Origin of the sequence: Tellurirhabdus rosea, from assembly GCF_026278345.1 — a bacterium.
Classification (GTDB): Bacteria; Bacteroidota; Bacteroidia; order Cytophagales; family Spirosomataceae; genus Tellurirhabdus; species Tellurirhabdus rosea.
On record NZ_CP111085.1, the window covers coordinates 1,139,525 to 1,154,203 of the forward strand.

Annotated in this window: 10 protein-coding genes; 4 read left to right on the top strand and 6 right to left on the bottom strand. The window is 58.1% G+C overall.

Annotated elements, in window-relative coordinates:
• The first annotated feature begins 50 nt into the window (after positions 1-50).
• Genes ORG26_RS04715 through ORG26_RS04725 form a run of 3 tightly spaced genes read left to right on the top strand, consistent with a single transcriptional unit; the run spans position 51 to position 3,747 of the window.
• Positions 51-1,052 (top strand): ABC transporter permease, encoded by a 1,002-nt coding sequence (locus tag ORG26_RS04715; protein WP_266367376.1) that lies wholly within the window; start codon positions 51-53, stop codon positions 1,050-1,052.
• Complete coding sequence (locus ORG26_RS04720) at positions 1,049-2,080, top strand: substrate-binding domain-containing protein (RefSeq protein ID WP_266367377.1); 1,032 nt, start codon at positions 1,049-1,051, stop codon at positions 2,078-2,080. The genes ORG26_RS04715 and ORG26_RS04720 overlap by 4 nt, the downstream gene beginning before the upstream one ends.
• Positions 2,077-3,747 (top strand): hypothetical protein, encoded by a 1,671-nt coding sequence (locus ORG26_RS04725; RefSeq protein WP_266367378.1) that lies wholly within the window; start codon positions 2,077-2,079, stop codon positions 3,745-3,747. Before ORG26_RS04720 ends, ORG26_RS04725 begins: the two co-directional genes overlap by 4 nt.
• 169 nt (positions 3,748-3,916) lie before the next feature.
• Here ORG26_RS04725 and ppk1 read toward each other — a convergent pair whose 3' ends face one another.
• From ppk1 to ORG26_RS04740, 3 genes are all read right to left on the bottom strand, one after another.
• Positions 3,917-6,232, bottom strand: a complete 2,316-nt coding sequence (ppk1, locus tag ORG26_RS04730) for a polyphosphate kinase 1 (protein WP_407704814.1) — start codon at positions 6,230-6,232, stop codon at positions 3,917-3,919.
• 168 nt (positions 6,233-6,400) lie between these two features.
• Positions 6,401-8,404 (bottom strand): DNA topoisomerase (ATP-hydrolyzing) subunit B, encoded by a 2,004-nt coding sequence (gene gyrB, locus ORG26_RS04735; RefSeq protein ID WP_266367380.1) that lies wholly within the window; start codon positions 8,402-8,404, stop codon positions 6,401-6,403.
• Between the two features lie 266 nt (positions 8,405-8,670).
• Complete coding sequence (locus ORG26_RS04740; RefSeq protein ID WP_266367381.1) at positions 8,671-11,028, bottom strand: PAS domain-containing protein; 2,358 nt, start codon at positions 11,026-11,028, stop codon at positions 8,671-8,673.
• Between the two features lie 250 nt (positions 11,029-11,278).
• Between ORG26_RS04740 and ORG26_RS04745 the strand changes: the two genes are divergently transcribed.
• Entirely contained in the window at positions 11,279-11,899 is a 621-nt protein-coding gene (locus tag ORG26_RS04745) for a hypothetical protein (RefSeq protein ID WP_266367382.1), read from the top strand.
• 93 nt (positions 11,900-11,992) lie between these two features.
• Here ORG26_RS04745 and ORG26_RS04750 read toward each other — a convergent pair whose 3' ends face one another.
• Genes ORG26_RS04750 through ORG26_RS04760 form a run of 3 tightly spaced genes read right to left on the bottom strand, consistent with a single transcriptional unit; the run spans position 11,993 to position 14,587 of the window.
• The gene (locus ORG26_RS04750; RefSeq protein WP_323134357.1) at positions 11,993-12,808 is read right to left on the bottom strand and encodes a M23 family metallopeptidase; all 816 of its coding nucleotides are present in this window, start codon (positions 12,806-12,808) and stop codon (positions 11,993-11,995) included.
• A 54-nt stretch (positions 12,809-12,862) separates the two neighbouring features.
• The gene (gene porG, locus ORG26_RS04755) at positions 12,863-13,534 is read right to left on the bottom strand and encodes a type IX secretion system protein PorG (RefSeq protein WP_266367383.1); all 672 of its coding nucleotides are present in this window, start codon (positions 13,532-13,534) and stop codon (positions 12,863-12,865) included.
• Positions 13,535-13,579: 45 nt separating this feature from the next.
• Entirely contained in the window at positions 13,580-14,587 is a 1,008-nt protein-coding gene (locus tag ORG26_RS04760) for an outer membrane beta-barrel protein (protein WP_266367384.1), read from the bottom strand.
• Positions 14,588-14,679 lie beyond the last annotated feature (92 nt).

Sequence of the window (14,679 nt, forward strand, 5' to 3'; positions counted from 1 at the left end):
TTCCCCCCGCCTCGCCATCTGCAACATCACCACTCAACCTTGACCTTGCCGTGAAAACCTACCTTCCTTATCTCAAAGACCGGATTGTGACGCTGTCGCTGATGATTGCGCTGTTGTGCGTGGTGATGGCGGCTATCTACCCGGACACCTTTCCCACCCGCGAAAATTTTTCGCAGATTCTGCTGAACCTGTCCATTGATACCATCGTGGCCGTGGGGATGATGGTCCTGCTCATTGCGGGCGCCTTCGACCTCTCGGTCGGCTCGGTGGTCGCCTTTTCGGGCGGACTGGCCGGGCACCTGATGTACTTTTACGACGTGAATTTTATGGTCGCCATCGGGGCCGGTCTGGCGGGTTCGCTGCTGATCGGCTGGATTAACGGCTACCTGATTACGCGCGTCGGCATCAACCCCATGATTCAGACGCTGGCGATGATGGGCATTGTCCGGGGCTTTGCCCTGATGCTGAGCGGGGCGGGCATCCAGAATTTTCCCTACGAATTCATTTACATCGGCCAGTCGAAACTGCTGAGCCTGCAGGCCCCGATCTGGTACATGCTGGCGGTCGTGCTGATTTTCAATTATCTGGTCAACAACACCGTTTTCTTCCGACGCTACTATTACATCGGGGGCAACGAAAAGGCCGCCACACTGGCCGGCATCCGGGTCGAACGGATGAAGCAGTGGGCGTTTGTGCTGACGGCGCTGCTGGCGGGCATTGCGGGCATTCTGCTTTCGTCGCGGCTCGGCGCGGCGCTGTCCACCTCCGGGCGGGGACTCGAACTCCGGGTTATCACCGCCGTCATTCTGGGCGGGGCCAGCCTGTCGGGCGGGCAGGGCCGCATCTGGGGCGCTTTCCTCGGTTCGGCCTTCATGGGACTGGTCAACAACGCCCTCATCATCGGGCGGGTGTCGGGCTATTGGCAGGAAGTCATTCTGGGTTTGATTCTGATCGCCGCCGTGGGGCTCGACCAGTGGCTACAGAAACAGTCCGCCGTCCGGACCATCTCCGAAATTACCCCCAAAGCCGCCAAAAACGAACTTCCCGTATGAAAAAGACGATTGCTGTACTCGTCTCAACGGCCGTATTTCTGGCCTGTGAACCGCCGCCCCGGACCGACCTTACCCGGACCACGCAGGTAAAATCCGAAGCGGCCTTTGTGACGGCGGACGAAGTGTCGCCCACGGAAGAATACGTGATGGTGACCACCGCCGTCAACATGCCGCTGTACGTCAATCATGACCAGGCCGCCTTCAGGCAGTGGGCGGAGAAAATGGGCGTGCGCGCCAGCATTCTGGGACCGGCGGAATGGGACGTTCCGGCCCAGATCGCCACCCTCGAACAGGTCATCCCGACCAAACCGGCCGGGCTGCTCATCAACGGTACCGACCCCGGCATTGCCCAGGCCGTCAACAAAGCCGTCGCGGCGGGCATTCCGACCGTCGTCTACGACTCGGAGATTCCGAACACCCGGCGGCACTGCTTCATCGGCAGCAACTGGTACGAAATGGGCCGGTTGCAGGGCGAACGCATGGCGCAGCTCATCGGCGGCAAAGGCAAGGTGGCCTGCATGGGCATTCTGGGCATGGAAAACATGGAAGCTGGCTTTCGCGGCTTTCAGGACGCGCTGAAAAAACACCCGGGCATTGATTTTATTGGTAAATACGACGACAAGGCCAATGTCGAAACGGCCGCTAAACTCGCCGCCGACCTCATCGCCGCCCACCCCGATCTGGCGGGAATCGGCGGTTTTGATTCCAATTCCGGACCGGGCATCGCGCTTTCGGTCAAAGAGTCCGGGAAGGTCGGCAGGGTGAAGATTACGACCGTGGACGCCGAGCCGGAACACCTCCGGCTGGTGAAGGAAGGCGTGATCGATTACCTCGTCGGGCAGAAACGGGAAGTGTTTACCTGGCTCGGGGCGCAGCTGCTGTTCGACATGCGGCACAAAACCGTGGCCCTTTCCGCCGACGATGCCCGCGCGGGCGTAGTGCCCATTCCCAGCACCATCAGTACCGGCTCCATCGAAATCGACCGGACCAACGTGGATAATTTTCTGAGCAAAACAATCCGTCCGTGACCCCCTATTTTGGCACCCGTGAACCCCTGCCCCCCACCCGGACGCTGCGGGCGGGCCGTCTGACCATGCTCTACGAACGGGGCAATCTGCGTTACATTCGTTTCGGAAACCACGAAATTCTGCGGATGATCTACGCCGCCGTCCGCGACCGGAACTGGCTGACGGCTCCTTATCAGCTTGAAAACGAAACCATCGACGAGCGGCCCGACGGCTTTCGCATCACCTACACGGCCGTTTACCGCCTGGAAGACATTCACTTCCGGGCCGACCTGACGCTGGAAGGTTCGCCAGACGGGACGATTTCGGTTGCGTTTGAGGGACGGGCGCTTTCGACATTCTGGCGGAACCGCATCGGCCTCTGCGTGCACCATCCCCTCCGCGAGTGCATCGGCAAGCCGGTCGAGGTCACGCAGCCCGACGGCATTATGTACGGCGGCGCTTTCCCGGCGCGAATCAGTCCACACCAGCCGTTCCGGAACATCCAGGAAATGGGCTGGCAGCCACTCGACGGACTGACGGTCACGCTGCGGTTTGCCGGCGACGTGTTCGAGACCGAAGACCAGCGCAACTGGAGCGACGCTTCGTACAAAACCTACAGTACGCCGCTGGAACGTCCGTTTCCGGTGCAGCTTCTGGCGGGCGATACCGTGCAGCAGCACCTGACGCTCCAGACCACGTTTCCCGACCACGTTCGGGCGACCGAACCCGTCGCCAGCCCCCCGCCGGGAGAGCGGCAGTTTCCGCGGCTGGGTTTCGGCCGGAATGCCGCCCAGCCTCTGAACCGGACGGCCCTCAAAGCGCTGCGGCGGCTCCGTCCCGACCATTACCGGGTAGAACTGGAGCTGGAAACCGACTGGCGGCCCCGCTTTCGGGCGGCCCTGCTGGAGGCGCAGGCGCTGGAGACAAAGCTGGAAATTGCGGCTTATTTTTCGGAAAACTGGCGGACGGAGGCCCTCGATCTGCTCGACGTGCTTAGCCCGGTGGGGTCGCTCCTGCATAGCCTGCTTCCGCTTCGGCACGGAGAGCCCGTGGTGCCGCCTCTGCTGCACCGGTTCGTGTACAGCGAGACCCGGGCGTTGCTGCCCGATTTGCTCATTGGTTACGGCACCGACGGCTTTTTTGCCGAACTGAACCGCCACCGTCCGTCCGGGGTTCTCTTCGATTTTCTGGCTTTTTCGCTCAATCCGCAGGTACACGCCAGCGACACCCGCACCCTGATCGAAAATATTCAGGCCCAGCGCGACACCGTCCGGACCGCCCGGACGTTTTCCCGGGGCAAGCCGGTGCACGTTACTCCCGTGACGCTGAAACCGAGGTATTTTCCGCCGCAGCCGCCCGGCGAACCCCCGCGCAACATCGACCCGCGCCAGACGACCGAGCTGGCCGCCGCGTTTACCCTGCTCAGTCTCGCGTATCTCAGCGAAGCCGACCAGGTGACGTACTACGAAGCAACCGGCCCCCGCGGACTGATGCAGGAAGACGGACAAACCCGGTATCCGGTGTACGAGGCGCTCAGGCAGCTGATGGATTTCCGGCCCGTAACGGTGCTGCATCCCGAAGCCGAAAACCCTCTCCAAACCGACGGCTTCGCGGTCGAAAACGGGCAGGGGAAGCGCCTGAACGTCCGAATCGACTGGGAAAAAGGCTCGCTGCACCTCTCGGCCTGAAAAAACAAATCCCGGAAGCAAGTGCCTCCGGGATTTAGTTGGGTTGATTTGGTTAGTGAATTGGACGAAAACCCTTGTATCGGCTTGGGTCGTTTCAATATAAAAACTCCAACATATTAAAAAAGGCCAGAAACCTGAGCGAACGGTCCGGCGACCCGGCGGTCCGGCGTCAATGGACTTCTTCTTCTGGCTCGTGCTGCTCCTCGGGTTCTGCCGGACTTTCTTTGGGTTCGTCGGCAAACAGGCGGGCCTGCATGACATCCTCTTCCGTCACTTCGAAGAATTTCCGGTGAATATTGATGGGCTGCTCCAGCTTTTCGTTGATGCAGCAGCGGACATAATTCCCGTCCTCGTGCAGTTCGTAGGCATTTACATTGTCGCGGAGGTTGAAATCCAGAATCATAATCGCCTCCTGCTTCACGTATTTGTCGACCAGCAGGAACATGGATTCAATGCGCCGGTCGAAGCTCCGCACCATAACATCCGCGCTGCCGCCGTAGATTTTCGGATCGCCGTTGTTGTGAAAATAGAACAGCCGGGTGTGTTCCAGAAAATCGCCTACCAGTGAGCGAACGGTAATATTTTCGCTCAGCCCCTGCCGACCCGGACGCAGACAGCAGATTCCCCGGACAATCAGGCGGATAGGCACTCCGGCCTGCGACGCTTTGTAAAGTTCATCAATTACGTCCTTGTCTTCCAGCGAGTTCAGCTTGATGCAGATGCCGCTCGACAGTCCTTCCCGGGCGTTTTTCGCCTCATCCTGAATGAGCTTGATGAGCCCTTTGCGCATGTCGCGCGGGGCCGTGATGAGGTACTGGTAGTGATTGGGCAGCGAATGGCCCGTGATGACGTTGAAAAACTCGGAAATATCGTGGGTGTACACCTCGTCGGTCGTCAGCAGGCCGATGTCGGTGTAGAGTTTGGCCGTATCCTCGTTGTAGTTCCCGCTCGACAGGTGGGCGTAGCGGACCACGCGGTTGCCTTCGTTGCGCACCACGAGCAGCAGCTTCGTGTGGGTTTTGTACTTGCTGATGCCGTAAATAACGAAGCAGCCCGCTTTTTGCAGCCGCTGGGCTTCCCGGATGTTGTTTTCTTCGTCGAAACGGGCTTTTACTTCAAACAGAACGGACACGTGCTTCCCGTTCTCGGCCGCTTTCAGCAGGGCATCCGTGACGCGGGAGTGTTTGGCGAGGCGGTAAATGGTCAGCTTGATGGCCAGCACGTTCGGGTCTTCGGCGGCGGCTTCGAGCAGCGACAGCACCGGCTCGAAGTTGTTGAACGGATGGTGCAGCAGAATGTCCCGCTCCTTCATGGCTTCGAAGATGTCGAAGTTCTTCTCCCGTCCGAAGCCCATTGCCGGGACCGGCGGCGGCGGCGAAGGCAGAAAATCCCGGAAATCCGGGTGACGAATCAGCTGCCAGAGACTGCTGTAGTCAATCAACTGGTCGTTTTCAAACAGGTTGTAATCGTCGATTTCCCACCGTTTTTTCAGCAGATTAATCATCCAGTCCAGTCCACCGGACTCCATTTCGACCCGCACTACGCGGCCCAGGCGACGGTTTTTGATTTTCTGCTTGATCTCATCGACAAAATTGGCTTCGATGTCGTCGCTTTCTTCCAGCGTAAAATCGCCGTTCCGGGTAATGCGGAACAGCGTCACCGACAGCAGTTCCACGTTCCGGTACAGCTTCTTGATTTCCTGCCGGACCACTTCCTCAATCGGCATAAAGAGCACTTCTTCGTCCCGTTCGAACCGCATGAACCGCGGCAGGTTGGCCGGAATCTGCACAAACGACAGGCGCTGGCTCTCGTCCTCCTCGTGCGGCTTGACGGGCTTGTCGGGCCCCTGCGTCACGACGCCGAAGATCAGGACTTTCGCCAGCAGCACCGGGAAGGTGTGCGTGTAGTCGTACACCATCGGCGTCAGCATGGGGTAGATCGTCCGGTCGAAGTACGCGGTGGCCTGTTTCTGCTCCTCGGCGGTGAGGTCGGCAAATTTGACCAGCCGAAAGTCGTATTCGGGAAAGCCTTCTTTCAGTTCCGTAAAAATCTGGCTCTGCTCCTGGCTGAACAGCTGGGCTGCGGTCATCAGGGCCTTGCGAAAGGGTATTTCGCGCAGTCCGGAGTAGTCCGTCCGTTCCCGGCCGTAGTCCAGGTAGTTGTACAGGCTGCCGACGCGGATGGTGAAAAACTCGTCCAGGTTAGACGCCGTGATGGCCAGAAACTTCAGGCGGTCAAACAGGTTTCGCTCCGGGTTTTTGGCCTGGTCGAGCACACGGTCATTGAATTTCAGCCAGCTTAGATCACGGCTGATGTAGTTGCTCTGGTCGATCACGTTCGCCAGCTTCTCACTCATTTTCACCGCTTTCATATCGTCTCCGTCGGGGGAAGGGGTTGGTTTTCGATTCGAAAAAAACGAAAAAAGATTCCCGAAAGAACCTCGCTTCGCTGTTTTATCGGGGTTGGAAGGATTTTTGGTACTCATGACTGCCAAGCTTATTTTCGCAATATAACGCTCATTTATGCAACCGCCGTACGGCAGGTTTAGTTTTCGGTAAAATGGTGTCTCCTTTCGGGTTACCGTGCTGAGCAGGCTGTAGGGCATAAAAAAGCCGGACTTGGCGGGTCCGGCTTTTTCGTTGCAACAGGCAGGTTATACGTCTACCCGTGCGTACTTGGCGTTGCGTTCGATGAACTCGCGGCGCGGGGCCACATCGTCGCCCATGAGCATCGAGAACACGTGGTCCGCTTCGGCGGCCGACTCGATGGTCACCTGCTTGAGGCTGCGCGTTTCGGGGTCCATCGTGGTTTTCCACAACTGCTCGGGGTTCATTTCACCCAGCCCTTTGTAACGCTGGACGTTCACGTTCTCCTCGCGGCCCGAACCGGCCAGGTCACGGACGGCCTGTTCGCGTTGGGCTTCGGTCCAGCAGTAGCGCTCTTCCTTGCCTTTCTTGACGAGGTACAGCGGCGGCTGGGCGATGTAGACAAAGCCGTTTTCGATCAGCGAGCGCATGTTCCGGAAGAACAGCGTCAGGATCAGCGTCCGGATGTGGCTGCCGTCCACGTCGGCGTCGGTCATGATGATGACCTTGTGGTAACGCAGTTTATCGAGGTTCATCCGGGTCTCGTCGGTTTCGCGGTCTTTTTCAAACCGGATGCCGAGCGCCGTGATGATGTTCTTGATCTCTTCGTTTTCGTAAATCTTGTGTTCGAGCGCCTTTTCGACGTTCAGGATTTTACCGCGCAGCGGCAGAATGGCCTGATACGCCCGGTTACGGCCCTGTTTGGCAGAACCACCGGCCGAGTCGCCCTCTACGAGGTAGATTTCGCACTTTTCGGGATTCGTATCCGAGCAGTCGGCGAGTTTGCCGGGCAGCCCCATCCCGCTCATGAAGTCCTTACGACCCGTGAGCATTTTTTCGTAGATGGCAGCGGCGGCAATCCGGGCCTGGGCCGAAAGCAGAACCTTTTCGACAATTTGCTTCGCCTCTTTGGGATGCTCTTCCAGCCATGTCCGCAGAATCTCGGCCACCACGCCGCTGACCGCGCTGACGACTTCCTGGTTACCCAGTTTGGTCTTGGTTTGCCCTTCGAACTGCGGTTCAGCCACTTTCACCGATACCACGGCCGTCAGACCCTTCCGGAAGTCGGAGCCGTCGAACTCGATTTTACCGGTTTTTTTACCGAGCAGGTTATTTTCTTCGGCGTATTTTTTGAGCACCCGCGAGATGGCCGAGCGGAAGCCCTGCACGTGTGTACCGCCCTCGTGGGTGTTGATGTTGTTGACGTAGGAGAAAATGTTCTCGCTGCCTTCCAGGTTGTAAACCATAGCCACCTGTACCGGCGTCGACCCTTTGTCGGACTCCATGTACATCGGCTCCATGCCCGCCAGCGACGGCCGGCTTTCGTCCAGATACTTCACAAACTCCACCAGACCGCCTTCCGAGTAAAACTCCTGGCTGAACTTCGGCGTGCCGTCTTCATTCAGTTCGCGCAGATCGGTCAGGAAAATGCGGATGCCTTTGTTGAGGAAAGCCAGCTCGCGCAGGCGGCCCGCCACCGTATCGTAGCGATAAACCGTCTCGGTAAAGATCGACTCATCCGGTTTGAAAGTCACCATCGTACCCCGGCTGTCCGTCGTGCCGATTTCGCGGACGTCGTACTGCGGAATCCCGATGCTGTATTCCTGTTCGTATTTTTTTCCTTCGCGGTGTACTTCCACGCGCAGGTGGGTCGAAAGCGCGTTCACGCAGGACACCCCTACCCCGTGCAGACCGCCGGAGACCTTGTAGTTGTCTTTATCGAATTTACCACCGGCGTGCAGCACCGTCATAACGACTTCGAGTGCCGACTTGCCGGTTTCGTGCATATCGGTCGGGATGCCCCGGCCGTTGTCCTGCACCGTAATGGAATTGTCTTCGTTGATGGTTACCCGAATCGTATCGCAGTAACCGGCGAGCGCTTCGTCAATCGAGTTATCGACAACTTCCCAGATGAGGTGGTGTAACCCCTTGATTCCCACATCGCCAATGTACATCGCCGGACGCAGGCGGACGGCCTCAAGGCCTTCCAGAACCCGGATGGTGCTCGCCCCGTACTTGGGTTGTCCGTTGTCTTCGGCCCTGATGTCGGCTTCAACTATTTCGTTCGTCATAAATCAGTAACCTGTGTATTACCCTTTTGCGGAATTGTTATAAAAACTAGTCTGAAAGGCGGGTTTTGAGATAGTAAAAATACAAAAAAATTGGGTGGAATCCTAGGGAAATGTTGAATGATTGATAGGTTGATGAACGGAATCGTTGTTGAACGGTCCGGCAGTCCGGCAGTCCGGGGTCCGGCGATCCAGCACTGCGATTGCCTGGCTCCCCACTTTTTACTTAAGGCGAAGTCAACCGATCAATCATTCAACCCTTCAACCATTCATTCAACCTCCGGCAGATACACCCGAAATGTGGCGCCCTCGCCGGGTTTGCTGGCGGCGGTAATGGTGCCGTGGTGGTTTTCGACAACTTTCCGGCAGATGGCCAGCCCGATGCCGGTGCCGGGAAACTGGCTTTTTCCGTGAAGCCGCTGGAAAACCTGGAAAATGCGTTCGGTGTATTTTTCGTCGAACCCGACGCCATTGTCTTCAATCGAAATCTCGTGGTAATGCGTCCTTTCCGTGGCAAGCAGAACCGGCGGCAGGTCACGGCGCAGAACGCGACGGCTGCTGATCGAAATGCGGGAAATCTCGCCCGGTTTGCCAAATTTGAGCGCATTCGAAATCAGATTCTGGAACAGCTGCCCCAGCTGCGAACGGTCGCCGTGCGTGACGGGCAGAGGGCCGCGCTCGATCCGGGCGCTTTTGTCCCGGATCAGCAGATCAAGATCGTTCAGCACTTCCGTCAGCAGCCCGTTCAGGTCTACTTCCTGGAACGGCTCGCGGTGCGTGGTGATGCGGGAATAAGACAACAGGTCGCGAATGAGCACGGACATCCGGTCGGCGGCGCTCTGCATCCGTCGGACCAGATCGGCGCCGGATTCGTCGAGCGCCATCCCGTACTCTTTCACCAGAATTTCGCCAAACGCCTGAATCTTCCGGAGCGGCTCCTGCAGATCGTGCGAGGCCACGTAGGCAAACTGCTGCAGGTTGTCGTTCGACCGGCGCAGTTCGGCATTGGCCACTTCCAGCTGCTGGCGAAACTGCCGGGTTTCGGTAATATCGACAATGGTCACAACGACCCCGTCGCCCCGTTTGGCCACCGAAATATCAAACCACCCTTTCAGGCCCTGTCCTTCATAAAACTCTTCGAGCCGCTGCGAAACGCCGGTTTCGGCGACCTCCACGTACCGGTCGAACAGCCCGGAAAGGCCCGTCCCCGGAAACAGTTCGAGCAGCGTCCGTCCCCGGATTTCTTCGTCCGAAAGGCCAATGTTGCGGGCGTTGGCGGCATTCTGCATGGCGTACCAGAAGTCCACAACCCGGTTGTTCCCATCCCGGATGGCTTCCAGAAACACAATGGAATGCTGGGAAGAATCCAGGACGCCCTGCAGCAGTTCGGCCTGCTGAAACTGCACCCGTTCGGCTTCCTTGATGGCCGTAATGTCGAGGCTCGACGCGATGACCCAGTTATCCCGGTGGGGAGTCAGCCGAACGTCAATCCAGCCCGGCATCTCGTTTTCACTAAACGAAAAAGTGAAGAAATCAGGCTCCCGCACTTCGATGACGCGGCGGTACCGCTCAAAGATGCCGTTCTGATGATCCCAGGGAAAAAGCACCGAAGTCAGTTGGCCCACCGCGGCGTCCCGGCTCAGTCCGTAAGCCGAGAGCCCCACCCGGTTGGCTTCAATCAGGCGGAAATCGACGATGGTGCCTTCGGCGTTACGGACCGCTTCCGTAATGAAAAGGCCCGACGGAATATTCTCCAGAATGCCCTGCAGCGTCTGCGTTTGTCGCTGCTGCGAAAGCTGCGCCTCCTTGATGCTGGTAATGTCCAGTGTACTGGAAATAACCCGCTCGGTCCCGTCCGGTACCAGCCGGACGCTGAACCAGGCCGAGAGGCCATCGCCAAAATAGGGTATCTCGTACTGCTGCGCTTCGCCCGTTTCCAGCACCGTCAGGTACCGGTTGAACACGCCGGAAGAATGGCTGTAGGGAAAGATTTTGGAGGTAAGCTGCCCAATGACCTCTTCCAGCGTAAGCCCGATGGTGCGCAGGGCGACCGGATTGGCTTCGATCACGCGGAAGTCGATGACCTCACCCGCCTCGTTTCGTACGGCTTCGGAGACAAAGACACCCGCCTGAATGGTGTTCAGCACATTTTGCAGCAGGGAACCCTTTTCTTTCGGCGTCTGACGGGCCAGAAGCGGCTGCGAAAGGTCGTGAAAGGTCGCCAGCAGGTGTTCGCCCTGCTTCTGAAACCGGATCAGGTACCAGCCGGGGGTATTTTCCAGAAAATGAGGTATTTCTGCCTGCTGCGGTTCGCCCGTTTCGAAAACCTGCCGGAGCCGGTCAAACAGGCCGGTCTCTCTGGCTCCGGGAACAAGCTGGCTGAACGAAAAACCCTTCGCCAGCGGAAACGGGGTAGCGGCCACGTAGCGGAGGGACGCCTGGTTGAACGCCAGAACCACGAAATCGATGGCTTGTCCCGTGCTGTCCAGAACCGGTTGAAGCGCACAAACGCCCAGGGGCGTCGCCTCCAGCATGCTGCGCAGAAGGGCATTTTCCTGCCGCAGGGCCTCAACCGGCGTTTCCGTGCCAACCTGATGTGCGGTACTTCCTGATGTAGACGGGTTCATAAGCTCCTGAGTCCTGCTGTCACCACTTCCTCTTTCTTCACCCGGCAGGCCGTAATATTCTATTCGGTAATTACGCAAAAATCTTTCAAATCAAAGGGCCGCCTGCTGGTTATTGACGCCAATTTCCGTAGCAACTGCGTTAAACTAACAGCCATCCGGTGCCTCTAAGGAACTAAACAACGGGCTGCTCAGTAAGTTTGACAGACCATCGGGGTCCGTTGACGTTACTAACACGAAACGGTTATTTTTCATGAAAAAATTTGCGCTTATTCTGTCGGCTCTGGCCGTCCTTTTTACCCTGAGCCGGTGCGGTGTCAACCGGCAACTGACCGAAGCCAAAACGCTGGGCGACTGCAAGTATACCGTTGCGTCGGCCGACAGCATCTACCTGTCCGGTATTGATGTCCGGCGTTTCAAAAAGCTGGAAGACATCAACCCGGCCCGGTACCCGCAGCTGGCGGCCGGTATTCTGGCCAAAAGTGTTCCGCTTTCGGCCCGGCTGTCGCTGAACATTTACAACCCGACCAATCGCAACGCCGGGCTGAATGAACTGGAATACAAAGTGCTGCTGGCCAACGAGGAGATTTTTACGGGCTTTGTCAACCAGCGTATCGAAGTACCGGCGGGCGGCGGCGAGGCGCGGATTCCCATTCGGCTGCGCACCAACGCCTACAAGCTCCTGACGGACGACAAAACCCGGGATGCTTTTGTGGAGCTGATTCAGAACCTCAGCGGCGCCGACGACGCCAAGCCTTCCAAACTCACCATCCGGATTCGGCCGACGCTGGCGCTGGGCAACAAAAAAATCAATTACCCCGGCTACATCACCATCGACCAGGACGTGACGCAGAAGATTCTGCTGGGACAATAAGGGAAATTAAAAATTAAGAGTTAAGAATTAAAAGTAAGCTTCGCTGATTCAGGTGTACTAATCCAGCGAAGCCTTACTTTTAACTTTTAACTCTTAATTCATTCTGGCGCCTATCAGCCAGCGGTATGTGTTTCGGGGTTCGGGAAGGCCGTCGGGGCGGAGCTGGAGGTACATGAGGTGGAGGTGCGTCGGGGAGCGGGTTTTGTAGGCGTTGAAGCCGGTGCGGCCCACTTCGGCAATCTTCTGGCCGGGCAGGACCCAGTCGCCCGGTTTGACAAACACGGCGTTGTTGTGGGCGTAGTAGAAAAGCCCGTCCAGAACGGGATCGTAAATCCAGATCCAGTTGCCGCCCCGGTACTCCTGGCCCGGGTTCCAGGCTGTTTCGATGCCAATCACCACGCCGTTGGACATGGCCAGAACGTCCGTCGGCTGGCCGGTGTTGTCGTCCACGCTGTCCTGATTGCGGTCACGGATGAAGATGTCCTGGGCGGGGTGACTGCCGCGAACCTGATAATCAAACAGGTCGAAGCCCACGCCACGATAGCCATTGCCGCGGACGCCGCCGATGGCATTGGGGCCGTATCCCCGCAGCGGAAAGTTGAAGTAGCCGAACTGGCTCACAAATTCGGCCTTCGCCACACTGTCGAGCCGGAGCGGTTCGGTCATCCGGAAACGGCTGCGCAGGCCGTTCATGATTTGCTGAAAAGTCAGCCGGGCCGAGTCGGGCTCGATGGTTTCTTCCCGAATCTGAATATAAAGCTGCTGAAACTGGAGGCAGAGCGAGTCCACGCGCGGGGCCGTGCTGTCCGATAAAAAAACCGTCTGCGAAGAGGCCGTATTCGCCAGACCCAGCCACAAAGCCGCCAGAAAACCGACCCACCGCGTCATTTGCCAGAGTGTTACTTTCACGAGTCAAGTACAGAGTGTACAATGCCCGAAATTACGAAGGAATGCCCGTTCCGACTACTCAGGGCACACAATTTTGTAGAAGGTATACGTCAGCGACAGCCCGATAAAGGTATAACGGTCTTTGTCTGACGGGTTTCCCTGCCGCAGCTTCTGCGTTCCGCTGAAGGTTTCAGGGCCGTAGCTGTCGAGGTAATCGGTCGTCGTGAAGCGGGTTCCGAACTCCAGTCCGAGGCTCCAGGGCCGTTTAAACTCATATTTGATGCCGACACCCAGCGGAAAATGAATCTGGCGGTACGGGCTCCGCTCCACCGAATTCTGTAGTCCCGCCGAATGCACGCCCACCCCGCCAAAAAGGTAGGGCGTCCAGTTTTTCACCCGACGGAGCTGCGAATAATTGAGAAAGTTGTATTCGAAGAGCATGCTTACCTCCCGAAGACTGGACCGGAACGAGGTGTTGCGGGCCTGCTGGAAGGGATCGCTGAAACTGCTGTCGCGGCCCGCAATACTGCCGATGCCGAGATTGAGCCGAAGGGTCAGCGGCTGGCTCAGGTTACGCCGCACAATGAGGTTGCCGGCCGGCCGGGGGTCCCGGAAATTGAAATTGGGGGCAATGTCGCCTTTGTAGACCATGACGCCCCCGCCCAGCCCGACCTCCCAGGACTGCGCCCGCGCGCCCGTGCCCATTGCCAGCAGAACCAGCAGAATGGTGCACAGGCGCGTTAGCATCAGATTTTTGGTATTATTCAGCGTTAACTCCACAAAAACGGGCCATTACTTAACGGGCGGACATTTGATTTTCGGCAACAGGACGTACCGCAGTTGAATGGTCCCGATCAGGTAGCCATCTTTGGGAAAGTCCGATGAACCGCGGGCGTCGATACCGGGCAGGGCGGCGCCGTTGCTGGCAAACGGGTCCTGACCATTCAGGTAGTCGGTCAGTTGCTGGCGGCGGTCGCCTCCCTTGCGGGCGGCAACGGGCTCCAGCGACCGGTCGGACATGGCCCGGGACAGGTCGTCTTTCAGCACGCTCGGGTCCGGAGGCGTCGGTCCGCCTACATCGTCCAGGTAGTCCGTGGTGGTCAGCCGCAGGCCGACTTCGGCGCCCAGGTCAAAGCGGTCGTTGAGCTTGTACCGCACCCCAAAACCTACCGGAACGGCAATGGTTACGAGCGAATACTGTTTCGGAGCGCCCGGCTGGCCCTGTCCTTCGGTGCCCAGCGGTTGCAGTTTCACCCAGTTCTGCGGCTGGTCGCCCTGTCCGCCCGGCGGCGTGTAGCCAACCGGGGTCTTTGCTTCGGGGCTGTGCGCCACCAGTGCCAGACCGGCGAAGATGTAGGGCGAGAACTTGACGCGGTAGTTGGTGTTGCGCCCGTCGGGCCGGAACTGGTAAATCCCCGTCAGCGCAAATTCCTTCAGATCGTTGCGGAAGTGCAGGTTTCGTACGTACTGGACGATGCCCCGGTTCAGATCCCCCTTGTTGTAGGTGTAATCGTCGCCGGCAATCCGGGCGTAGGTGAAGGAAGCCCGGGCCGCGAGTCGGGGCGTGAAATGCCGCGTGTACGCCAGATTGGCATTCCAGCGCATCATCATAAAGGTCGAACGGAGGGGCCTGCGGTACCCGGAAAGCTCGCCGTAATAACTGGCGGTTCCGATTCCGAGCCCAACGGTAGAATAGGGCAGGAAATTCTTATTGCGACTTTGGGCCAAGCTATCCGATGGCGCAAGTACACTCAGGGCTGCTGTCGCCAGCGCGCCTGTAATCAGTAGGTGATTCTTCATGCTTTGCTATACTTACTGCGTTCCTCTGACTCCTTCCAGCAAATCGTGCATTACTGGTTCTTCCTGTCAAACGGCAACCCCGCTCTTTTTAT

Coding starts and splice junctions, on each gene's coding strand:
- ORG26_RS04720 (WP_266367377.1), top strand. CDS start 1,049: ATGAAAAAGACGATTGCTGTACTCGTCTCAACGGCCGTATTTCTGGCC.
- ppk1 (WP_407704814.1), bottom strand. CDS start 6,232: ATGAGTACCAAAAATCCTTCCAACCCCGATAAAACAGCGAAGCGAGGT.
- gyrB (WP_266367380.1), bottom strand. CDS start 8,404: ATGACGAACGAAATAGTTGAAGCCGACATCAGGGCCGAAGACAACGGA.
- ORG26_RS04740 (WP_266367381.1), bottom strand. CDS start 11,028: ATGAACCCGTCTACATCAGGAAGTACCGCACATCAGGTTGGCACGGAA.
- ORG26_RS04745 (WP_266367382.1), top strand. CDS start 11,279: ATGAAAAAATTTGCGCTTATTCTGTCGGCTCTGGCCGTCCTTTTTACC.
- porG (WP_266367383.1), bottom strand. CDS start 13,534: ATGCTAACGCGCCTGTGCACCATTCTGCTGGTTCTGCTGGCAATGGGC.
- ORG26_RS04760 (WP_266367384.1), bottom strand. CDS start 14,587: ATGAAGAATCACCTACTGATTACAGGCGCGCTGGCGACAGCAGCCCTG.